Genomic DNA, 22,265 nt, shown 5'->3' on the forward strand with positions numbered 1-22,265 from the left:
CTGTAATCAGTCTGGCGCGAGGTGGCGTATATTACGCTTTCCTCTCTCAGTGTCAAGCCCGTTCGGCCCGCCTCCTGACTCGTTTCCATTACCCTGCGATGTGCTGCACGGTGCCGGTCGATGGAGGCGCATTATAGGGATTTCAACCGAAGCCGCAACAGCTAATTTGACCAATCCGGTCCGTTTGCTGAATTCCACAGCAATACCGGGGTTTATACCCGCTTTTCCACAAACTTATCCACAGATGATCGCTGCCGACAAAAATTGCCGAGCATCGCGCAATCGTTTTCGCTACAATTCACGCAAAATTTATTGGTTCAGGTATTTCATTAATCGGCGTCTTTTTTCAGCAAAAAGCTGACGATTGATATCAGTTTTTATTAAAGCTATCCAATCAAGGGATAAATTGATCATGCAACAACCACGTCCTGTTCGCCGCGCCCTGCTCAGTGTCTCCGACAAAGCCGGTATCGTTGAATTCGCTCAATCATTATCGCAACGCGGCATTACGCTGCTTTCCACCGGCGGCACCGCGCGGCTGCTGGCGGATGCCGGGCTGCCCGTGACCGAGGTTTCCGACTACACCGGTTTTCCTGAAATGATGGATGGGAGGGTGAAAACCCTGCATCCCAAGGTGCATGGCGGCATTCTGGGGCGTCGCGGCCAGGACGATGCCATTATGCAACAGCACCATATCGACCCCATCGATATGGTAGTGGTCAATCTTTATCCATTCGCCAGCACCGTGGCGCGTGAAGGCTGCACTCGTGAAGAAGCGGTGGAGAATATCGATATCGGTGGACCGACCATGGTGCGTTCCGCCGCCAAGAACCATAAAGACGTGGCGATCGTGGTTAACAGCGGCGATTACGCCCGGATCATCAGCGAGCTGGATAAAAACAGCGGCTCGCTGACGCTTGAGACCCGTTTTGATCTGGCCATCAAGGCCTTTGAACATACCGCTGCCTACGACAGCATGATAGCCAATTACTTCGGCAGCCAGGTACCGGCCTATCATGGCGATACCACCGCACCCTCCGGTCGTTTCCCCCGGACCCTTAACCTGAACTTTATTAAAAAACAGGATATGCGCTATGGTGAGAATAGCCATCAACTGGCCGCGTTCTATATAGAAGAACCGGTACGGGAAGCCTCGGTCGCCACCGCGCGGCAATTACAGGGCAAGGCGCTGTCCTATAACAATATCGCCGATACCGACGCCGCCCTGGAATGCGTAAAGGAATTCGCCGAGCCGGCCTGCGTCATCGTCAAACATGCCAACCCTTGCGGCGTGGCCACCGGCGGCGCGCTGGCCGAGGCCTATGATCGCGCCTATCAAACCGATCCCACCTCGGCGTTTGGCGGCATCATCGCCTTTAACCGTCCTCTTGACGCCATCACCGCCAAAGCCATTATCAGCCGGCAGTTCGTGGAAGTGATTATTGCGCCATCCGTTAACGACGACGCCCTGTCCATCCTGGCCGCCAAGCAGAATGTCCGGGTGCTGGCCAGCGGCGCATGGTCCTCCAGGGTGCCGGCGCTGGATTTCAAGCGGGTTAACGGCGGGCTGCTGGTACAGGATCGGGATTTAGGCATGGTCGGCGAGGCGGAATTGCGTATCGTCACCGAACGCCAGCCGTCGGCGAACGAACTGCGCGACGCGCTGTTTTGCTGGAAGGTGGCTAAGTTCGTTAAGTCGAACGCCATCGTTTATGCTCGCGACAATATGACCATCGGCATCGGCGCGGGGCAGATGAGTCGCGTTTATTCGGCTAAGATTGCCGGCATCAAGGCGGCGGACGAAGGGCTTGAGGTACGCGGTTCGGCCATGGCCTCGGATGCGTTTTTCCCATTTCGCGACGGTATCGACGCCGCGGCGTCGGTCGGCATCAGTTGCGTGATCCAGCCCGGCGGCTCCATTCGTGACAATGAGGTCATCGCCGCGGCCAATGAACATGGCATCGCCATGATCTTTACCGACATGCGCCATTTCCGCCACTAAACCCAGGAGCGACCAATGAATATCTTAATTATCGGCAACGGCGGCCGCGAGCATGCGCTGGCCTGGAAGGCCGCCCAATCGCCGCTGGCGGATAAAGTCTACGTGGCGCCCGGCAATGCCGGCACCGCTCTTGAACCCGCGCTCGAAAATGTCGCTATCGGCCCGACCGATATCCCGGCGCTGGTCGCCTTCGCCCTTAGCCACGAGGTAGGGCTGACCATCGTCGGCCCCGAAGCGCCGCTGGTGCTGGGCGTGGTGGACGCGTTTCGCGCCGCCGGCCTGCCGGTGTTCGGCCCCACCAAAGCGGCGGCGCAGCTCGAAGGTTCAAAGGCCTTCACCAAGGATTTCCTTGCCCGTCATCACATCCCAAGCGCCGAGTACGGTAACTTTACCGATATCGGCCAGGCGTTGAACTATGTGCGCGCCAAAGGCGCGCCTATCGTTATCAAGGCGGACGGCCTGGCGGCCGGTAAAGGGGTGATCGTCGCCATGACGCTGCCGGAGGCGGAAGCGGCCATTCAGGATATGCTGGCCGGCAACGCCTTTGGCGACGCAGGGCACCGCATTGTGGTGGAAGAGTTCCTGGAGGGTGAGGAAGCCAGCTTTATTGTTATGGTTGACGGCGAACACGTCGTGCCGATGGCCACCAGCCAGGATCATAAACGGGTTGGCGATGGTGATACCGGCCCCAATACCGGCGGCATGGGGGCGTATTCCCCCGCCCCGGTGGTCACCGATGAAATCCACCAGCGCGTGATGGACCAGGTTATTTGGCCTACCGTGCGCGGCATGGCGGCCGAAGGCAATGTCTATACCGGTTTTTTATATGCCGGGCTTATGATCAATGCCGAGGGCCAGCCGAAAGTGATTGAATTTAACTGCCGCTTCGGCGATCCGGAAACCCAGCCCATCATGCTGCGCATGCGCTCGGATCTGGTGGCGCTGTGCCTGGCGGCGACCGAAGGGCGGCTGGATCGCGAAAGCTCCCAATGGGATGAACGACCGGCTCTGGGCGTGGTGCTGGCCGCCGGCGGCTATCCGGGAGACTATCGTACCGGAGATGAAATCAGCGGCCTGCCGCTGGGAGAAATCGCGGACGAGAAGGTCTTCCATGCCGGCACCCACCTGGCGGAGGGTAAGGTATTGACGCAGGGAGGGCGGGTATTGTGCGTTACCGCGCTGGGCGATACGGTAGCGGATGCGCAGGCCAGGGCTTATCGCGCGGCGAAGTCCATTCGCTGGCAGGACAGCTTCTGTCGGTCGGATATCGGCTATCGCGCCATCCAACGCGAGCAAAAAGCCTGACATTGCGGGCCGGGACAACAGGCGCCGCGCTGATGATGTGCGGCGCACGGAATGCGGTGCCGGCTATGCCGATTAACTGTATTCATCAACTGTATTCATCAACTGTACTCATCAACTACAGTTCGCTTTTCTTGGGCTGCCAGTGGCAAAAATCTTCATTGGCGACCAGTAATAACTGTGTCCCTTCGGGTGCTTCCAGCCACGCAACGCCCAGTTGTCCGGTGGAATGATGCGCGCGCGCCGCAATCCAGGAAATTGATCGCTCGTCGAGATCGGGCTTGACCTGTTTGCCGTCGCAGGTGACCATCACGCCGTTGCGCCAGTTTGCCTGCACGAGCTTTACCTGCCCCGCGCGCAGCGTTTTGCTGACATCCAGCAGACGTCTGGCCTCAAACACATACAGCGCCAATTCATCATCACTGAGCTTTTCGCGTATTCCATCACGCTGACGCTGCATATAGCTGGGATTGCCCTGTTCGTCAAAGCGGATTTGTACGGTCAGCGGGTGTTCGCCGTTTTGCGTCCGGGTGATCTGACGCACGTCCTCACGGAGAAATTGATAGCGGGTAATGACGGTGTTTTCGCCCTGGTACGGGCTGTAGACGCTGACGATATTGACCGTTTGCTGCGCCCGGTCGTCTTTACGCCATAAGCGTACTGCGCCACCATCGGCGACATAACCGCTGGCGGTAAACGCGGGCGGCGCCTTGGTATGCGATCCGCATGCCGTCAGCACGCAGGTCAGCAATCCAAGCCAACCACATCGACGCAAAAACAAAAGGGGCATGCTTGCCCCTATGCTTAATCTTTTCACCAACACACAGTGGTTACTTAACAGCGTCTTTCAGAGCCTTGCCAGAAACAAATGCCGGCACGTTGGCCGCGGCAATTTTGATTTCTTTACCGGTCTGAGGATTACGGCCAGTGCGTTCGTTGCGATGATTAATTTTGAAAGTACCGAAACCAACCAATTGTACTGCATCACCCTCTTTAAGAGACTCGGTAATTGCTGCCAAAGTGGATTCCAGAGCCGACTTCGCCTGAGCCTTCGAAAGATCGGCCTTATCAGCAATTACATCAATCAGTTGAGTCTTGTTCATATGTTATCCTTACAGTGTGTTTATCGCTTGCTAAGCATCGAGTACGACGGATAAGCCGGAATACGGCCCTCTCCTGCAAACACGCACCGATAGCCACTTTTTTTATGCCCCCCCAAATGTAGACCAGACAGGGTGCAGATGTGAAGTGTTAAGACATGGCAAAACAGGTCTTAAATCACGTTTTATTGCCTTATTGCTGTAAAATTATTCCAATATTACTAATTCCGGCTTCGCGCAAGTCTGCGCGCAACCCTTTGATCAATTCTACGTCGCGGCTTTCACAATCAGCTAACAGGCGAAAAATTTCCCACTGGATGTCCCATTCCTCTTCAATCGAGGGTAGGGCATTCAGCTCTTCTTCGGTCATTTCCCGCTCCGCCTGGGTCATTTCCAGCATGGCCACGGTGCGGATTGATGTCTCGCTGACGGTGACGGCATGCTCCAGCGTTTCGCCGCTCAGCCGCGAGTGCAATAGTTCACTCAGGGCCACACAGGCATCAATCGCCGGATAAACGCCATAAAAATCGTAATCATCCGCTGCGGGAATGCATTCTTCCAGCTTTTCTAATTGTAAATCAAAATTGACCTTAGCATCTTTAACTACCTGTGTCTCCCATACCAGGTCGAGAATACGCCGGTAGATGGCGGGGTCGCCAAAGCCGGTCTGTACGCAGAACAGCTGATAATTGGGGTACATCCGTTCGCACAGGGACGCCATAAAAATGACGTGCTGCCAGGCTTCCTGCTTTTCCAGACGTAAATGTATCGGGTTACGTAACATCGCGCTATTCCATTACTCTTAATCTGCGTCGCAGTGTACCTGAAATTGGCCGGTTCCCCTATTCAAGGTCGAAAAAGTCCGGCTCACCGCGCCCCTGCTCCCACCGCTTGAACGCGGTACGGTTCGATGCCACCGCGTCCGCCCAGCGGGTCGGCTCGGGTAAACGATAGCCGCGCATGCACTGTTGTACCCAATATAGCGCGCTATCCATGCCGACCCGATGGCCGGGGGAGATGAATAAAGGGTTGCAGCGCATCTTGCTGCGCCATACCCAGGCGAGCTGTTCGCCCTTGTCCATCAGCGGCGCCCTGGCGCCCGCCTCATCGCTTAAGGGCTCGAATCGTCCGCACAGCCGGCGTTTGGCCACGCCGATGGTGGGCTGGTCGACCAACAGGCCAAAATGGCTGGCCACCCCAAGGCGTCTGGGGTGTGAGATGCCATGACCGTCGACGAACAGCAAATCCGGTCGTTGGTCCAATTGTTCCCAGGCGGCCAGCAGCGCGGGATATTCGCGAAATGACAAAAAGCCCGGGATGTAAGGCATCGTGGTATTTACGCGGGCAATACGGTATTCAATCAGTTCCAGCGACGGATAGCGCAGCAGCGCGATGGCCGCGCGGGTAACCTCGCCGCCTTGCTCAAATCCCACATCGGCGCCGGCTATTATCGCGGGCGTGGTGAAATCCATTTCGTCATGGCGGATTACCCGGCCGGCGGTGGCAATCTGCTCGGCGCGCAGTGCGGCTATATCCATGTGTTTTTTACCTTTTACTGTGCGCCCTACTGATGATAGGGACGCGACAGGCGATGCGTCGCCTCGACAAAAATACCGGCATGTTCAGGCGGCACGTCCTGATGAATGCCATGCCCCAGATTGCAGACGTGTCCTTCACCCCGACCGAAACCCGCGAGGATGGACCCGACCTCCTGTTCAATGCGCGCCGGCGGCGCGTACAAAACCGAAGGATCCATATTGCCCTGCAGGGCGACCCTATCGCCCACGCGACGGCGCGCATCCTGAATATCGGTGCTCCAGTCCAGGCCCAGCGCATCACATCCGGTTTGCGCCATGGCCTCCAGCCATTGGCCGCCGCCCTTGGTAAACAGCGTCACCGGCACCCGGCGGCCTTCATGTTCCCGCAGCAGGCCGTCGATGATTTTTTGCATGTAGGAAAGGGAAAATTCCAGATAACCACTGCCGGTCAGCACGCCGCCCCAAGTATCGAAAATCATCACCGACTGCGCGCCGGCGCGTATCTGGCCGTTCAGGTACAGCGTAACGCTTGCCGCCAGCTTATCGAGCAGCAGGTGCAGCGTTTGCGGCTCGGCGTACATCATCTGTTTGATTTTAGTGAAGACTTTGCTGGTGCTGCCTTCAACCATATAGGTGGCCAGGGTCCAGGGACTGCCGGAGAAGCCAATCAGCGGCACGTCCCCACGCAGGTTGCGGCGAATGGTGCGCACCGCATCCATCACATACCCCAGTTCCACTTCAGGGTCGGGAATCGGCAACCGGTCCACATCGGCTTTACAGGTAATGGGGCGGGCAAAGCAGGGTCCCTCCCCCTGTTCAAAATACAGTTGCAACCCCATGGCGTCGGGAACCGTCAGGATGTCTGAAAACAGGATCGCGGCATCAAGCGGAAAACGGCGCAGCGGCTGCAAGGTCACTTCACAGGCCAGTTCGGCATTTCTGCACAGGGACATAAAATCACCGGCCTGGGCGCGGGTGGCTTTATATTCCGGCAGATAACGCCCGGCCTGGCGCATCATCCACACCGGGGTGACGTCGACCGGCTGGCGCAGCAGGGCGCGCAGATAGCGATCATTTTTCAATTCATACATACAGGGTTCCCTTGCAGTTATGAAAGGAGTGTAGCATGCGGGCCGTCATTTTCCCGATCGGCGCGGCACAGGGCGACCGTATCCTCGATTAAACGCCTGGCCACGGTGCCGGGGGGCGGCAACAGGGGCAGCGCGTCATAACGGTACCAACCCGCATCGAGGATTTCATTGCGATCGGGGGTGATATCGCCGCCGGCGTATTCCGCCATAAACGCCATCATCAGCGAATGCGGGAAAGGCCAGGGCTGCGAGGTGACATAACGTACGTTTTTCACCTTAATCCGCGTCTCTTCCATCACCTCGCGGGCCACGGTCTGCTCCAGGGTTTCCCCCACTTCGGCGAAACCGGCCAACACCGTGTAGATGCCGCCGCGATGGCGGGTATGCTGAGCCAGCAGGATATCGTCGCCGCGGCGTATCGCCACGATAATACAGGGCGCGATTTGCGGATAATAGCGTTCATGGCAGCTATCGCACAGACATGCCCACTCCCGGTTGCTGACGCGCATCTCATGGCCGCAGTAGCCGCAGTAGCGATGGGAACGATAAAACTCAGCCAGTTGCACCCCCCGGCCCGCCAGTTGGAACAGGCCGGCGTCGCTGTCGATTATCTGGCGTACCGACCCCATATCGCGCGGCATGGCGTGGCGTACCAGCCAGGCGGGCGAACCGTCCCATTCACCGATAAGCGTCGCGGTAAATCCCTGTAGTGACCAGGCCGATGCGGTACCAAATGGCAGTTCCCCCTTGGGTAACCACAATTTGCTATCCTGGCTGACAATCCACCAGCCATTTTCGCTACCGTTGAGTTCTTGTTCCATTTTAGTTGCACTACCTCTTATTCACTGGCAAGCTAGAATTTAGCTTTAATTGATGAGTAACGCAGTGTTACTTTATTACATCGGAGTCAATCATGCTAAACCAGCTGGACATTCTGGCTCAACGCGTTGGCGGCAGCAATGAACTTATCGACCAGTGGATACTGGCGCGCAGGGAATTGCTCATTGCGTACTACCATCTCATCGGACTAAAGCCCAATAAAGAAAAGCATACTCTCCTGGATGAAAACGCGCTGGATGACTTTTGCCATAAACTGGTGGATTATCTTTCCGCCGGCCATTTCAATATCTACGATCGCATCGTCCAGGATGCGGACGATACCAGCAGCAGCAAAAGAATCATCAGCACCCAGCTGTATCCGGCGCTGCAGGCGAATACCAAACAAATTATGGCATTCCATGACAGCCAGTTGGAAACGGCCATCGATCATGATAACTGCATGGAGTTCCAGCAGGCCCTTTCCGACGTGGGCGAAGCCCTGGCCACCCGCTTCGCCCTGGAAGACAAACTGATCCAGCAGGCGCTGGAATATAAGGCGGACTACCTGGCCTCGTTGCCGGCCGCTAATAACCCGGACGTGTCGCGTCTGGCGTAATCATGCTGTAAGCAGTAGGTTGTAACCGGCCCTTCCCGGGCCGATATATCTTGTCGGAGTGCCTAGCGCGTACATTACGCCAGGCTGAGACCGTTAATTCGGGATCCGCGGAACCTGATCGGGTTAATACCCGCGAAGGGAACAAGAGTAATCCAATGCTTTGATCTGGCAGGAGGTTCATGCCAGATTCCAAGCCCGGCTTTATTCCTCCCGTAGCGCTCCTGACAAGCAATTTTCCCGTTTATTGTGAGGAATTGCTATGTCGTTGTCCAAAACCACTCTTTCCCGCCGCGAACAGCGCGCCCAGGCGCAGGAATTTATCCATCGCCTGAAGGGCGAAGCCTTTCCCAACTCCCGGCGTATTTATCTTCAGGGCGCCAGCCCCGACATCCGGGTACCGATGCGGGAAATCACCCTTAGCCCCACGCTTATCGGCGGCAGCGGCAAAACACCGCGCCAGGAAGAAAACGAACCGGTGCCGGTCTACGATACCGCCGGCCCCTATGGCGACCCGGCGATTGACATCGACGTGCGCGCCGGCCTTAACCGACTGCGTTCGGACTGGATCGAACAGCGCGGGGACAGCGAGGCGCTAAACGCCCTGAGTTCGCGTTTTACCGGCGAACGCCGGGCCGACGAAGGCCTGGACCAGATCCGTTTCGCCCCCAGCCATACGCCGCGGCGCGCCAAATCCGGCCACTGCGTTACTCAACTCCATTATGCCCGCGCCGGCGTCATTACGCCGGAAATGGAATTCATCGCCCTGCGGGAAAATATGGGCCGCGAGCGCATCCGTGGCGACGTTTTGCTGCAACAGCATACCGGCCAGAGCTTCGGCGCGCATTTACCGCCGGATATCACCCCGGAGTTCGTGCGCCGGGAAGTGGCCGAAGGCCGCGCCATTATCCCCGCCAATATCAACCATCCGGAGTCGGAGCCGATGGTTATCGGCCGTAACTTCCTGGTAAAGGTCAACGCCAATATCGGCAACTCGGCGGTGACTTCGTCCATTGAGGAAGAGGTCGAAAAACTGGTTTGGGCCACCCGATGGGGGGCGGATACGGTGATGGATTTATCCACCGGCCGTTATATCCATGAAACCCGCGAGTGGATCCTGCGCAACAGCCCGGTGCCCATCGGCACGGTGCCCATCTACCAGGCGCTGGAAAAAGTCAACGGCGTGGCGGAAAACCTGACCTGGGAATGTTTTCGCGACACATTGCTTGAACAGGCGGAACAAGGCGTGGACTATTTCACCATCCATGCCGGCGTGCTGCTGCGCTACGTGCCGATGACCGCCAAACGGCTGACCGGCATCGTCTCGCGCGGCGGATCCATTATGGCCAAGTGGTGTCTGTCACATCACCGGGAAAGCTTCCTGTTCGAGCATTTTCGCGACATTTGCCGGATCTGCGCCGACTACGACGTTTCGCTATCCCTGGGCGACGGCTTGCGCCCGGGCTCAATCCAGGACGCCAACGACGAAGCGCAGTTTGCCGAACTCCATACCCTGGGCGAATTGACCAAAATTGCCTGGGAGTACGATGTTCAGGTGATGATCGAAGGTCCCGGTCATGTCCCCATGCAGATGATCCGGCGCAATATGACCGAACAGTTGGAGCATTGCCACGAAGCGCCGTTTTATACCCTGGGGCCGCTGACCACCGATATCGCGCCGGGCTATGACCATTTCACCTCCGGTATCGGCGCCGCGCTTATCGGCTGGTTCGGTTGTGCGATGCTGTGTTACGTCACGCCGAAAGAACATTTGGGCCTGCCGAATAAAGAAGACGTTAAACAAGGGCTTATCACCTATAAAATCGCCGCTCACGCCGCCGACCTGGCCAAGGGCCATCCCGGTGCGCAAATACGCGATAACGCCATGTCCAAGGCCCGTTTTGAATTCCGCTGGGAAGATCAGTTCAACCTGGCCCTGGATCCGGCCACCGCCCGCGCCTACCACGATGAAACCCTGCCGCAGGAATCCGGCAAGGTGGCCCATTTTTGCTCCATGTGCGGCCCGAAATTCTGCTCGATGAAAATCTCCCAGGAAGTGAGGGATTACGCCGCCGCCCAGGAGATTGAGGTGCGGGACAGCGGTATGGCGGAAATGTCGTCGGCGTTCCGCGCCCGCGGCGGGGAAATCTATCTTGCGCCCGAAGACACGGAGGTGGCGAAATGATCGCGCCCGACGCACCCTTTGCCGCCACCGAACCCAGGCTCGGGCTCTATCCGGTGGTGGATTCGCTGGCATGGATAGTGCGGCTACTGGATGCCGGCGTCACCACGCTGCAGTTGCGCATCAAGGACCAGCCGGACGACCTGGTCGAGCCGGATATAGAAGCCGCCATACTGCTGGGCCGGCAATATCGCGCCCGGATTTTTATCAACGATTATTGGCGACTGGCGGTTAAGCACGGCGCCTATGGCGTGCATCTGGGACAGGAGGATATGGATACGGCGGATCTGGCCGCCATCCAGCGCGCCGGATTGCGACTCGGCCTTTCCACCCATGACGATGGCGAGCTGGCGCGGGCCAAGGCGCTACAGCCATCCTATATCGCGCTCGGCCATATCTTCCCGACCCAGACCAAAATCATGCCGTCCCAACCACAGGGACTGGCGGATTTAGCGCGTCTGACGGCCACCCTGCCCGGTGTCTCCACCGTGGCCATCGGCGGCATCGGTATCGACCGGGTGGACGACGTACTGCGCTGCGGCGTCGGCGGCATCGCGGTGGTCAGCGCCATCACCAAGGCCGCCGACTGGCGGCGGGCGACCGCCACGTTATTGCGCAAAATCGAAGGTCGGGAGGTGCGCGATGCTTAACGACCAGGCCTTTTTACGTTACAGCCGCCAGCTGCTGCTGGAGGAGATCGGGCCTGAGGGCCAGGAGCGGTTAACCTCAGCCACCGTATTGCTCGCCGGTCTCGGCGGCCTGGGTTCGCCCGCGGCGCTCTATCTTGCCGCCGCGGGCGTCGGCACGCTGTTGCTGGCCGACGACGATAACCTGGACGTGACCAACCTCCAGCGCCAGATCCTGTACCGCAGCGGGGATCTCGCCCAACCCAAGGCGCTGGCGGCGCAACGGCAGTTGCAGGCGCTTAATCCACTCGGCCATTATGTCGCGCTGACCCGGCGTCTGGCGGGAACCGACCTTGAAGAGGCGGTGGCGCGGGCCGATGTGGTGCTGGACTGCAGTGATAACATGCGCACGCGCCACGACATCAATGCCGCCTGCGTCCGCCGGCAAAAAACCCTGGTCAGCGCCAGCGCGGTGGGATTCAGCGGCCAGTTGCTGGTGCTGCGCCCGCCCTTCCGGCACGGCTGCTATGCCTGTCTGTTCCCCGACGCCGTCGAGCCGCGGCGTAATTGCCGCACCGCGGGCGTGCTCGGGCCGCTGGTCGGCATCATGGGCGCCATGCAGGCCCTGGAGACGATTAAAATCCTTTGCGACATGCCGTCCACGCTGGACGGCCAACTGCGGCTGTTCGACGGCAAGTCGATGAACTGGCGCACCCTGCGCCTTTGCCGCTCGGCCGGCTGCCCGGTTTGCGCCACGGCGGTTCAGCGGGAAGGGGCGTTATGAATATTACCCTTAACGACGCGCCCGTCGCGCTTCCAGGCACGCCCTCGCTGCTGGAAATGCTTGAGCAGCTCGGCCATGCGCCCGAGGGCAGCGCGCTGGCGGTTAATCAAACCATTATTCCCCGTAGCCGGTGGGCTGAACAGCCGGTCAACGAGGGCGACGATATTCTACTATTCCAGGCCATAGCCGGAGGCTGACCATGTTGACCATTGCCGATACCACTTTTACGTCCCGGCTGTTTACCGGCACCGGTAAATTCGCCAGTGCTGAATTAATGCGGCAAGCCATTAGCGCGTCAGGCAGTGAATTGGTCACCCTGGCGATGCGCCGGGTGGATCTGCGCGGCGGCAACGACGCCATACTGCCCGCCCTGCGCCAGGCCGGGGTAAAATTATTGCCCAATACTTCAGGCGCGAAAACCGCCGAAGAGGCGGTATTTGCCGCCCGCCTGGCGCGCGAAGCGCTGGGCACCCACTGGATAAAACTGGAAATTCATCCGGATATGAAATACCTGCTGCCTGATGCCGTTGAAACGCTGAAAGCCGCCGAACAACTGGTGCGGGAAGGTTTTGTGGTCTTACCTTATTGCGGGGCGGATCCGGTATTATGCCGCCGCCTGGAGGAAGCCGGCTGCGCGGCGGTGATGCCGCTCGGTTCGCCAATCGGTTCCAACCAGGGGCTCATTACCCGCGATTTCCTGCGTATTATCATCGAACAAGCTGGTGTGCCGGTGGTGGTTGACGCCGGTATCGGCGCGCCCAGCCAGGCGCTTGAAGCGCTGGAATTGGGCGCCGACGCGGTGTTGGTCAATACCGCCATCGCCGTGGCCCGCAATCCGGTGGCCATGGCCCATGCCTTCAGGCTGGCGCTGGAAGCCGGCGCCATCGGCCGAGCGGCCGGGTTGGCCGCCAGGGGCGAACACGCCAGCGCCACCAGCCCGTTAACCGGATTTCTACGCCATGGTCAAGAGGAAGGAGCGGCCTGATGAAAACCTTTCTTGACCATTGGCGCCGGATCGGCTGGGACGATGCCGGAATGCAAATCCATGCCAAAACGGCGCGGGACGTCGAGCAGGCCCTGAATGCCCGGCGCCTGAGCAGGCAGGATTTCATGGCGCTGCTGTCGCCGGCGGCGCTGCCCTATATCGAGCCCCTGGCACAGCGCGCCCAGCAGTTAACCCGCCAGCGCTTCGGTAACGCGGTGGGATTTTATCTGCCGCTCTATCTTTCCAACCTGTGTGCTAACGACTGTACCTATTGCGGGTTTTCGATGAGCAATCACCTTAAGCGCAAGACGCTTGATGAGCAGGAAATCATCAATGAATGCCAGGCCATCCGGGCCATGGGCTATGATAGCCTGCTATTGGTCACCGGCGAGCATAAAACCAAGGTGGGCATGGACTATTTCCGCCGTTACGTACCCTTGATCCGCCGGTATTTCAGCTCGCTGATGATGGAAGTACAGCCGTTATCCCAGGAGGATTACACCGAGTTGAAAACCCTGGGGCTGGACGGCGTGATGGTGTATCAGGAAACCTATCACGAGACGACCTATCAGCGGCATCACCTGCGCGGCCAGAAAATGGATTTTGCCTGGCGCCTGGAAACCCCCGACCGGCTAGCCCGCGCCGGCATCGACAAGATTGGCCTGGGCGCGCTGATCGGCCTGTCTGATAGCTGGCGCACCGATTGTTATATGGTGGCCGAACATTTGCTGTATTTGCAAAAGGCCTATTGGCAAAGCCGTTATTCGCTTTCGTTCCCGCGCCTGCGCCCCTGCGCCGGCGGCATTACACCGGCGTCGCTGATGGATGAATCGCAGCTATTGCAGGTCATGTGCGCTTTCCGCTTACTGGCGCCGGACGTGGAGCTGTCGTTATCCACCCGTGAATCGCCCTGGTTTCGCGATCATGCGGTACCTATCATGGTGAACAGCGTCAGCGCCGGGTCAAAAACCCAGCCGGGGGGTTATGCGACCGGCAGGCCGGAGCTTGAACAGTTCGAGCCGCATGATAACCGCTCGCCGCAGGAAGTTGCACGCATGGTATTAAAGGCCGGGCTGCAACCGGTATGGAAAGATTGGGACAGTTATCTGGGCAGGACGCCGGTGACGGACTGATCGATAACGTTATGACAACAACGGGACAGCTAACTGTCCCGTTGTCGTCGTACATCCTTACCCGGGGTTTATCAACCCCAACAATACGCGGCCGCTGTTAGTCGGCGCAAACCAGCAGCCCCTGGGATCCATCGTATTGCGGGATGACTCTTTGCATGCCGGTGGCCGTGGAAAGCGTCATAAAACTAATGAATGGCTGGCTGTTGAACATTTGCGACTGAGACCAGATAAAACTATGTGGGGAAGAGCCGGGCAGCAGCGGCCAACCGTTGGTCTTCATCAAGTCATAACTCTGGCTTAAAGCGGTATAGGCAGGCATGGTACACGTCTGGTTTGCCTCTGGCTGGGTAACCACCGCCCAGTTTTCATAATTAAACACCACGCTGTCTCCTCCGGTTTCCCCGGCGAGCTTTGGCCGCGCCAGGCCGCCAACTGACGCTTGCATATGGCCATAATAAGTGGCAAAGGCCGAATCAGGGCTGGTAAGTACCGTGAAAATGACTTCCCCGGTGGTTTTTTCTCCATCAGCGGCGGAAACGTTAAATGAACTTTTCACGCCTCGGCCCAAGGGATCGGTAATGTTAATGCTGGTTTTGCCATCGCTTGCGGTTATGCGTTGGCTGATCCTCGTTAAGCCATTAAATAGCAGCGTGGCGGGTTCAAAGCCGCCCTGCCGATTCACCACGACTTGCGGCGTAATCTCCAGGGTAACGTCGGTAGCCGGCGTATCATCTTCATAGGTTGCCTCAACCAGCATGGTTATCTGCTCTTCCGCTTTAGCCTGTGTTTTATCGAATGACACTTTTATCTTGACGGCACGGGGAGTTAATTCAATATCCCTTGCCAATGACGCCATGCCCACCCCATATAAGCTTGGCATTACGCTTATATTTCCGGGCTTATTACCGCGTAGGGTGGCGGAATAAACACCATTGCTTTCGCTGATATTTGAAAAACTGAGACCCTCGTTTGGCGATGCGCTGAAGGCCAATACTTCGCCCACGCCGGTTACCGCAAGACCCTGCGCGTCCCTGGCGCTAAAGGTCAGCATAACGGTATCAGTATCGTCGGCCAGTAACGCATTCTGACTGATGGTAAAGGTTGACAGGGCGCCGTCAACCTCGACCGGGAGCAGACTAAGTGATTTCGCCAAACCGTCCAAACCGACGCCGCCGACCGATGGCGTGATCCTGTAGTCGCCCGGTTGGGTACCGGACAGGGATACGCGATGCGTCCCATCGACCACCGATACATGCTCCACCTTAAATTGCCCGGCGGGTGTCGGGACAAAACTGATGGCATCACTGCTGCCGATGGCATTGCCATGTTCATCACGCAGATTAAGCTCAAGAACAACGCTATCCCTGCCGTTTGCCACCAGGTGTTCCGCGCTCATGGTAAAGGAGGAGCGCTGCTCGCTGATCCCACCCGCTAGCAAGGTTATGGTTTTGCCCAGCCCGGTCAATGCCAATCCGTCAATAACCGGAATCACCTTGATCGTGCCCGACGCTGTGCCGCTTAGCACGGCGGTATAGTTATCATCTGACTCCGTAATCGCCGTTATGGTTATCCCATCAAGCGGTGAAGCGACAAATTGCAGACGTTCGCCAAGTCCGGGTAAAAACCTGCCGTTTATATCCCGGGCGTAAAACGTCAAGTTAACGTTGCCGCCCACAGCCAATGTATCGCTGCTGACGCTGAATTCCGATTGAGCTATATCCGCCAGTCCGGCGCGCAGGTTAATGATGATGGGCGTTAATTGCAGGCCCTGGATGGCAGGGGTAATAATAACCTGTCCCGGGTCGTTACCCGCGGTCAGCGTAGCCGAATAAACGCCGTTCGCGGTTTCAGTTATCGCGCCAATGGTCGGCGCCCCGGACGGCGCAAGACGCGCGCCGGATATAGGCCCGGAATCTTCCGCCTCGAACATCGGCGTTAATGTCAACGCATCGGCGAGACCGCTGAGGGGCAGATTGTCATCACTTTTCAGCTCAATGCTCAGCAGGCTGGTGGACATGCCATCCGCCGCCAGCGCATCCGGCGCCGCCCTTGTCGATGTCGCCGCCACGCTGATACCATGGCCGGAGACTGACAACAGGGTGTGCGCCCGATTGGACGCATTGCCTTTTTTATCATAGGCCGTTGCGCCGAGGGTATACATATTGGTCGCGCCGCCGGCCAGAAAAGGCGGCAGGGTGACCAACAGCGTGCCTGGAGTCTGTTGTGCGACCGATCCGCCGGCGGCGGTCAATCCGGCGCCGTCCCACTCTATTCGATCCATGGCGTGTGCGCCGGTGACCTGTGCGGTGATGGTAAGCGACTGGCCGGCGCGGCCGCTTAACTGCTCCGGCATCCGCAGGCGGAAAATATCCTGTTTTTTATAATCCAGCACAATATGGTTATTACGTTCCACCAGATCGTAGCGGCTTCCGGCAAGGGTGCGCCCCGCGGCGACGGCCGTCGGGTCCGTTTGTATCCGCCATGATTCACCCAGGCGATATTGCATCTGCAGGTTGACGCTGGAATCATGACGGCCGCCCTTGCCCTGGCGATGCTCAGCGCCCAGCGTCAATAAAGGAATTGGCGTGTAATTAAGACCCGTGGTCATGGCGTAGGGGTCTTTTTGCCGATTATCCTTGCCGAATAAAGCCACCTCGTCGCCGCGGTACCGTTCATACATCAGCTTTGCGCCGAGCTGCGGATGCGACGGCAGGAACGCTTCCGCCCGCAGGTCATAACCGTTAGCCGGGCGCTCATTATAATCAGCAAAATCCCGTGATTGGCGCCATCCGCTCAGGCGAAAATAGCTATTGGCGGATAATTTCAGATTATTGGTCCAGGCTTCAGCGCCCATACCGGCCCGGCGATTTTTGCCGGTAAAGTCATTATCAAAAAATGAATTTAAACCATACATCCAATCGCCGTAAAAGGTTCGGATGCCAGCACCAATATTACCGGTATTCCGATCGTCTTTATTGCGGATTCCCCCTTGGGTGTAAACCATGGCATCCTGGTTGTCATAAAGCGGCACCAGGAGATCCAACGCGCTATTGTCAAATTTCAATCTTTCATCAAAATTCAGCTGTAGCCGCGCGGTTCCGAATTGGTCCAGCCAACGTTTGGCGGATTGTCCCATTTCGCCGGTGACCGCCGAACGCGCCATATTCAGCGCCGCTTTATCGCTTTGCTGCGCTGATAAAATATTCCCGGCCGACAGCGCATGGGCGGCGATTTTACGCTCCTCCGCCGTTTCCGGTTGCCCTGAAACGACCGTCGCCGCCGACGCCACGCTGAGGGGAAACGCCGCCTGCGCGGCAATGGTTATCCAGGCGACGGGGCGCCATAATGGAAAATGCCGATAGCCGGCGGTTGTGTGGGGGACTGATTTTTTTTTATAACTGCATGTAGGGTATAAGTGCTTTCCTGGCATGAATTTTTCCTATTAATCGTCAGGGTGCGCTATGGATCTCGAGGTAATAATCTAGCTACAGCTTCACTAATATCCTTTTCACTATTTATTATAATAATTCATGATTCTCCTTAATTTATGTCATTACCGCCGGCTAAAATCTTTGGAAAATTAATTATTTGAATTTCATTATCTGAAGGAAAATTAAAAACATCTTGATGAGAATATGATGTATTTCAGGGGAATTACTGAGGCCGATATTTTAACTACCGGAAACCTGATCGCTGGAAATAGAATAATATTCAAGTCGGATATTATTTATATAAATTTATATTACTTTCTTCACCGTTTTCCGCGAAGCCCAGGTAAAAAAAAACCGCCCGGTCAGGGGCGGTTTCATATGACGTCACGCGGGCGGATTAACGATTATTTATCGTTATGGCCACCCAGACCGGCGTTAAGCAGCTCCGCCATGTTGGCGGTCGCTTCATCAGCGGTAACAGACGGAACTACGGGTGCTTCACCCTGGGCGCGACGGCGCGCGCGATCCTGATGGTAGGCGTAACCCGTACCGGCAGGAATCAGCCGGCCGACGATGACGTTTTCCTTCAGGCCGCGCAGTTCATCACGTTTCCCGGCAACGGCGGCTTCGGTAAGCACGCGCGTTGTTTCCTGGAACGAGGCCGCGGAGATAAAGGACTCGGTGGCCAACGACGCCTTGGTAATACCCAGCAGATCTCGGCTGAACGTCATTTCAATCTTGCCGTCCGCATCCAGCTGGCGGTTGGCAATCTTGACGCGGGAGTATTCAGCCTGTTCGCCTTCCAGGAAGTCGGTGCCGCCGGCGTTGACGATGGTAGCTTTACGCAGCATCTGACGAACGATAACTTCGATATGTTTATCGTTAATCTTAACGCCCTGCAGACGGTAAACGTCCTGGACTTCATTGACGATGTAGCGGGTCACGGCATGGACGCCACGCAGACGCAGGATGTCATGCGGAGATTCCGGTCCGTCGGAGATCACGTCGCCGCGTTCCACACGTTCGCCTTCGAACACGTTGAGCTGCCGCCATTTCGGAATCATCTCCTCGTAGGCATCATCGCTGCCGTCGATCGGCGAAATCACCAGACGGCGTTTGCCCTTGGTTTCTTTACCGAAGGAAACAATACCGCTGACTTCCGCCAGGATTGCCGGTTCTTTCGGACGACGCGCTTCGAACAGGTCGGCCACACGCGGCAGACCACCGGTGATATCCTTGGTACCGCTGGATTCCTGCGGCAGACGCGCCAGGGTGTCACCGCCGGTGATAGCCAAACCATCTTCCAGCTGGACGATGGTTTTACCCGGCAGGAAGTACTGCGCGGGCATATCGGTACCGGGGATCAGCACGTCGTTGCCATTGGCATCCACGATTTTCAGCGCCGGACGCAGGTCTTTACCGCCACCGGTACGTTCCGCCGTATCCAATACCACGATAGAGGACAAACCGGTCAGTTCGTCGGTCTGGCGGGTAATGGTCTGGCCGTCAATCATGTCGGTAAAGCGCATGAAGCCGCTCACTTCGGTGATAACCGGCATGGTATGCGGGTCCCAGTTGGCAACCGTTTCGCCGCCCTGCACTTCTGAACCGTCGCCTTTGGACATGACCGAACCGTAAGGCACTTTATAGCTTTCTTTGGTACGGCCGAATTCGTCGATAAGCTTCAGTTCGGTGTTACGCGATGTGATAACCAGTTTACCGGCGCCATTGACAACGAATTTGACGTTGTTTAAGCGGATGGTACCCTTGTTCTTCACCTGAATGCTGGACTCGGCGGCGTTACGCGAGGCGGCGCCACCGATATGGAACGTACGCATGGTCAGCTGGGTGCCTGGTTCGCCGATGGACTGCGCGGCGATAACGCCGATAGCCTCACCTTTGTTCACCAGATGCCCACGGGCCAAATCGCGGCCGTAGCAGTTGGCGCACACGCCAAAGTCGGTTTCGCAGGTCACGACCGAACGCACCTTGATGATATCCACGGAGTTTTCTTCCAGAATGTCACACCATTGTTCGTTCAGCAGCGTATTGCGCGGCATCAGGATGTCGGCGGTACCCGGCTTGATAACGTCTTCAGCCGTGACACGGCCCAATACGCGCTCGCGCAGCGGTTCCTTGACATCACCACCCTCGATAACAGGGGTCATGGTGACACCGGCATGCGTACCGCAATCGTCCTCGGTCACCACCAGATCCTGCGCCACATCCACCAGGCGACGGGTCAGGTAACCGGAGTTGGCGGTCTTCAACGCGGTATCCGCCAGGCCTTTACGAGCACCATGGGTCGAGATGAAGTACTGAAGTACGTTCAGGCCTTCACGGAAGTTCGCGGTGATCGGCGTTTCGATGATGGAGCCGTCAGGCTTGGCCATCAGGCCACGCATCCCGGCCAGCTGGCGAATCTGCGCCGCCGAACCACGGGCGCCGGAGTCGGCCATCATAAAGATGCTGTTGAAGGAAACCTGACGCTCTTCCACGCCGTCGCGGTTAATCACCGATTCGGTGGACAGATTGTCCATCATGGCCTTGGCGACACGTTCGTTGGCCGCGGCCCAAATGTCGATAACCTTATTGTAGCGTTCGCCCGCGGTCACCAAACCAGACTGGAACTGCTCCTGGATTTCGGCCACTTCGGCTTCGGCTTCCTCAATGATGCCCGCTTTCTTGTCCGGGATGACCATGTCGTCGATACCCACCGACGAACCCGAACGGGCGGCGTAGGCGAAACCGGTATACATGATCTGGTCGGCGAAGATTACGGTAGGCTTCAAGCCCAGAACGCGATAACAGGTATTCAGCATCTTGGAGATGGCTTTTTTACCCAGCGCCTGGTTAACCAGCGCAAACGGCAGGCCCTGCGGCACGATCATCCACAAAATCGCGCGACCTACGGTGGTGTCGACGATGTGGGTATTCGCGATAAGCTCGCCTTCTTCATTCTTGGCATACTCGGTGATACGCACTTTAACGCGCGCATGCAGCTCGGCAATGCCGCCGCGATAGATGCGTTCCGCTTCCTTCGGCCCGGTCAATACCATGCCTTCGCCTTTACCGTTCACACGGTCGCGGGTCATGTAATACAGACCCAATACCACGTCCTGGGACGGAACGATAATCGGCTCGCCGTTGGCCGGCGACAGGATGTTATTGGTGGACATCATCAGCGCGCGCGCTTCAAGCTGTGCTTCCAGCGTCAGCGGCACGTGCACGGCCATCTGGTCACCATCGAAGTCGGCGTTGTACGCCGCGCAGACCAATGGGTGCAGCTGGATGGCCTTACCTTCGATCAGCACCGGTTCAAACGCCTGGATGCCCAAACGGTGCAGGGTTGGCGCACGGTTCAGGAGTACCGGGTGTTCGCGGATGACTTCATCCAGGATATCCCAGACAACGGCTTCCTCACGTTCAACCATCTTCTTGGCCGCTTTGATGGTGGTCGCGAGGCCACGCAGTTCCAGCTTGCCGTAGATGAAAGGTTTGAACAGTTCGAGCGCCATCTTTTTCGGCAGGCCGCACTGATGCAAACGCAGGTACGGACCTACGGTAATCACGGAACGACCCGAGTAATCCACGCGCTTGCCGAGCAGGTTCTGACGGAAACGACCCTGTTTGCCCTTGATCATGTCGGCCAGGGATTTGAGCGGACGCTTGTTGGAGCCGGTAATGGCCCGGCCGCGACGGCCGTTATCCAACAGCGCATCCACCGCTTCCTGCAGCATACGTTTTTCATTACGTACGATGATATCGGGCGCGGCCAGATCCAGCAGACGTTTCAAACGGTTGTTACGGTTGATCACGCGACGGTACAAGTCGTTCAGATCGGAGGTCGCGAAACGACCGCCGTCCAACGGCACCAGCGGACGCAGGTCCGGCGGCAGAACCGGCAGCACCGTCAGGATCATCCATTCCGGCTTGTTGCCGGACTGGACAAAGGCTTCCAGCAGCTTGATGCGCTTGGTCAGCTTCTTGCGCTTGGTTTCGGAGTTGGTTTCATTCAGCTCTTCGCGCAGCGTTTCGCATTCCGCTTCCAGATCCATGTTTCTCAGCAGGGCCTGGATAGCCTCGGCGCCCATCTTGGCGTCGAATTCATCACCAAACTCTTCCAGCGCGTCCAGATACTGCTCTTCAGTCAGGATCTGCCGACGTTCCAGATTGGTCATGCCGCCTTCGACCACGACATAGGATTCGAAGTACAGCACGCGTTCGATATCGCGCAGCGGCATATCCAGCAGCAGGCCGATACGGGACGGCAGTGATTTCAGGAACCAGATATGGGCAGTCGGAGACGCCAGCTCAATATGGCCCATGCGTTCGCGACGCACTTTGGTCTGGGTGACTTCAACGCCGCATTTTTCACAAATAACGCCGCGGTGTTTCAGACGCTTGTACTTACCGCACAAGCATTCGTAATCTTTTACCGGCCCGAAAATTCGCGCGCAGAAAAGCCCGTCACGTTCGGGTTTGAACGTACGGTAGTTAATGGTTTCCGGCTTCTTGACTTCGCCGAACGACCAGGAACGGATCATATCTGGCGAGGCCAGGGCAATTTTGATCGCATCAAACTCTTCGGTCTTGGTTTGTGCTTTCAGAAACTTAAGCAAATCTTTCACGGATTGGCTCCTGTCGGAGTTAGACCTG

The 22,265-nt window shown here is 57.5% G+C and carries 17 protein-coding genes and 1 riboswitch; of the genes, 9 read left to right on the plus strand and 8 right to left on the minus strand.

The features are described 5' to 3' along the window. Positions 1-412 precede the first annotated feature (412 nt). Both purH and purD read left to right on the plus strand, forming a co-directional pair. Positions 413-2,002, plus strand: a complete 1,590-nt coding sequence (gene purH, locus VGC33_RS05205; protein ID WP_331119692.1) for a bifunctional phosphoribosylaminoimidazolecarboxamide formyltransferase/IMP cyclohydrolase — start codon at positions 413-415, stop codon at positions 2,000-2,002. Positions 2,003-2,017: 15 nt separating this feature from the next. Next, on the plus strand, positions 2,018-3,307 hold the full coding sequence (purD, locus tag VGC33_RS05210; protein WP_331119693.1) for a phosphoribosylamine--glycine ligase: 1,290 nt from the start codon (positions 2,018-2,020) through the stop codon (positions 3,305-3,307). Between the two features lie 115 nt (positions 3,308-3,422). Here purD and VGC33_RS05215 read toward each other — a convergent pair whose 3' ends face one another. From VGC33_RS05215 to nudC, 6 genes are all read right to left on the minus strand, one after another. After that, positions 3,423-4,094, minus strand: coding sequence for a DUF1481 domain-containing protein (locus VGC33_RS05215; RefSeq protein ID WP_331119694.1), 672 nt, complete (start codon positions 4,092-4,094; stop codon positions 3,423-3,425). 40 nt (positions 4,095-4,134) lie between these two features. Then, positions 4,135-4,407, minus strand: coding sequence for a nucleoid-associated protein HU-alpha (hupA, locus tag VGC33_RS05220; RefSeq protein ID WP_162368642.1), 273 nt, complete (start codon positions 4,405-4,407; stop codon positions 4,135-4,137). 190 nt (positions 4,408-4,597) lie between these two features. Beyond that, entirely contained in the window at positions 4,598-5,188 is a 591-nt protein-coding gene (locus VGC33_RS05225) for a YjaG family protein (RefSeq protein WP_331119695.1), read from the minus strand. Between the two features lie 58 nt (positions 5,189-5,246). Continuing rightward, on the minus strand, positions 5,247-5,942 hold the full coding sequence (nfi, locus tag VGC33_RS05230) for a deoxyribonuclease V (RefSeq protein ID WP_331119696.1): 696 nt from the start codon (positions 5,940-5,942) through the stop codon (positions 5,247-5,249). A gap of 26 nt (positions 5,943-5,968) precedes the next feature. Next, positions 5,969-7,033 carry a uroporphyrinogen decarboxylase gene (gene hemE, locus VGC33_RS05235; protein WP_331119697.1) on the minus strand — a complete coding sequence of 355 codons (1,065 nt, stop codon included), beginning with the start codon at positions 7,031-7,033 and terminating at the stop codon, positions 5,969-5,971. 17 nt (positions 7,034-7,050) lie between these two features. Further along, entirely contained in the window at positions 7,051-7,854 is an 804-nt protein-coding gene (nudC, locus tag VGC33_RS05240; protein WP_331119698.1) for an NAD(+) diphosphatase, read from the minus strand. A gap of 92 nt (positions 7,855-7,946) precedes the next feature. Between nudC and rsd the strand changes: the two genes are divergently transcribed. The 7 genes from rsd (at position 7,947) to thiH (ending at position 14,175) form a co-directional block, all read left to right on the plus strand. Next, positions 7,947-8,468 (plus strand): sigma D regulator, encoded by a 522-nt coding sequence (gene rsd / locus VGC33_RS05245; protein WP_331119699.1) that lies wholly within the window; start codon positions 7,947-7,949, stop codon positions 8,466-8,468. Between the two features lie 44 nt (positions 8,469-8,512). Continuing rightward, positions 8,513-8,626: riboswitch (TPP riboswitch) on the plus strand. A 101-nt stretch (positions 8,627-8,727) separates the two neighbouring features. Further along, positions 8,728-10,650, plus strand: a complete 1,923-nt coding sequence (gene thiC, locus VGC33_RS05250) for a phosphomethylpyrimidine synthase ThiC (RefSeq protein WP_331119700.1) — start codon at positions 8,728-8,730, stop codon at positions 10,648-10,650. Then, positions 10,647-11,297 carry a thiamine phosphate synthase gene (thiE, locus tag VGC33_RS05255; protein WP_331119701.1) on the plus strand — a complete coding sequence of 217 codons (651 nt, stop codon included), beginning with the start codon at positions 10,647-10,649 and terminating at the stop codon, positions 11,295-11,297. Before thiC ends, thiE begins: the two co-directional genes overlap by 4 nt. Beyond that, on the plus strand, positions 11,290-12,057 hold the full coding sequence (locus tag VGC33_RS05260; protein WP_331119702.1) for a HesA/MoeB/ThiF family protein: 768 nt from the start codon (positions 11,290-11,292) through the stop codon (positions 12,055-12,057). Before thiE ends, VGC33_RS05260 begins: the two co-directional genes overlap by 8 nt. Beyond that, positions 12,054-12,254, plus strand: coding sequence for a sulfur carrier protein ThiS (gene thiS / locus VGC33_RS05265; protein ID WP_331119703.1), 201 nt, complete (start codon positions 12,054-12,056; stop codon positions 12,252-12,254). The genes VGC33_RS05260 and thiS overlap by 4 nt, the downstream gene beginning before the upstream one ends. 2 nt (positions 12,255-12,256) lie before the next feature. Continuing rightward, positions 12,257-13,042: a thiazole synthase gene (locus tag VGC33_RS05270; RefSeq protein ID WP_331119704.1), complete on the plus strand. Its 786-nt coding sequence runs from the start codon at positions 12,257-12,259 to the stop codon at positions 13,040-13,042. Further along, positions 13,042-14,175: a 2-iminoacetate synthase ThiH gene (gene thiH / locus VGC33_RS05275; protein ID WP_331119705.1), complete on the plus strand. Its 1,134-nt coding sequence runs from the start codon at positions 13,042-13,044 to the stop codon at positions 14,173-14,175. The genes VGC33_RS05270 and thiH overlap by 1 nt, the downstream gene beginning before the upstream one ends. Positions 14,176-14,272: 97 nt before the next feature. On the opposite strand, the gene VGC33_RS05280 is transcribed toward thiH, so the two are convergent. Then, positions 14,273-17,605, minus strand: coding sequence for an inverse autotransporter beta domain-containing protein (locus VGC33_RS05280; RefSeq protein ID WP_331119706.1), 3,333 nt, complete (start codon positions 17,603-17,605; stop codon positions 14,273-14,275). Between the two features lie 405 nt (positions 17,606-18,010). Further along, on the minus strand, positions 18,011-22,237 hold the full coding sequence (rpoC, locus tag VGC33_RS05285; protein WP_331119707.1) for a DNA-directed RNA polymerase subunit beta': 4,227 nt from the start codon (positions 22,235-22,237) through the stop codon (positions 18,011-18,013). Between the last annotated feature and the right edge of the window lie 28 nt (positions 22,238-22,265).

It is taken from the genome of Acerihabitans sp., assembly GCF_036398755.1.
Taxonomy (GTDB): Bacteria; Pseudomonadota; Gammaproteobacteria; order Enterobacterales; family Enterobacteriaceae; genus Acerihabitans.

Bases quoted from the DNA above. Each gene is read 5' to 3' on its own strand.
- purH (WP_331119692.1), top strand. From the start codon at position 413: ATGCAACAACCACGTCCTGTTCGCCGCGCCCTGCTCAGTGTCTCCGAC.
- purD (WP_331119693.1), top strand. From the start codon at position 2,018: ATGAATATCTTAATTATCGGCAACGGCGGCCGCGAGCATGCGCTGGCC.
- VGC33_RS05215 (WP_331119694.1), bottom strand. From the start codon at position 4,094: ATGCCCCTTTTGTTTTTGCGTCGATGTGGTTGGCTTGGATTGCTGACC.
- hupA (WP_162368642.1), bottom strand. From the start codon at position 4,407: ATGAACAAGACTCAACTGATTGATGTAATTGCTGATAAGGCCGATCTT.
- VGC33_RS05225 (WP_331119695.1), bottom strand. From the start codon at position 5,188: ATGTTACGTAACCCGATACATTTACGTCTGGAAAAGCAGGAAGCCTGG.
- nfi (WP_331119696.1), bottom strand. From the start codon at position 5,942: ATGGATATAGCCGCACTGCGCGCCGAGCAGATTGCCACCGCCGGCCGG.
- hemE (WP_331119697.1), bottom strand. From the start codon at position 7,033: ATGTATGAATTGAAAAATGATCGCTATCTGCGCGCCCTGCTGCGCCAG.
- nudC (WP_331119698.1), bottom strand. From the start codon at position 7,854: ATGGAACAAGAACTCAACGGTAGCGAAAATGGCTGGTGGATTGTCAGC.
- rsd (WP_331119699.1), top strand. From the start codon at position 7,947: ATGCTAAACCAGCTGGACATTCTGGCTCAACGCGTTGGCGGCAGCAAT.
- thiC (WP_331119700.1), top strand. From the start codon at position 8,728: ATGTCGTTGTCCAAAACCACTCTTTCCCGCCGCGAACAGCGCGCCCAG.
- thiE (WP_331119701.1), top strand. From the start codon at position 10,647: ATGATCGCGCCCGACGCACCCTTTGCCGCCACCGAACCCAGGCTCGGG.
- VGC33_RS05260 (WP_331119702.1), top strand. From the start codon at position 11,290: ATGCTTAACGACCAGGCCTTTTTACGTTACAGCCGCCAGCTGCTGCTG.
- thiS (WP_331119703.1), top strand. From the start codon at position 12,054: ATGAATATTACCCTTAACGACGCGCCCGTCGCGCTTCCAGGCACGCCC.
- VGC33_RS05270 (WP_331119704.1), top strand. From the start codon at position 12,257: ATGTTGACCATTGCCGATACCACTTTTACGTCCCGGCTGTTTACCGGC.
- thiH (WP_331119705.1), top strand. From the start codon at position 13,042: ATGAAAACCTTTCTTGACCATTGGCGCCGGATCGGCTGGGACGATGCC.
- VGC33_RS05280 (WP_331119706.1), bottom strand. From the start codon at position 17,605: ATGCCAGGAAAGCACTTATACCCTACATGCAGTTATAAAAAAAAATCA.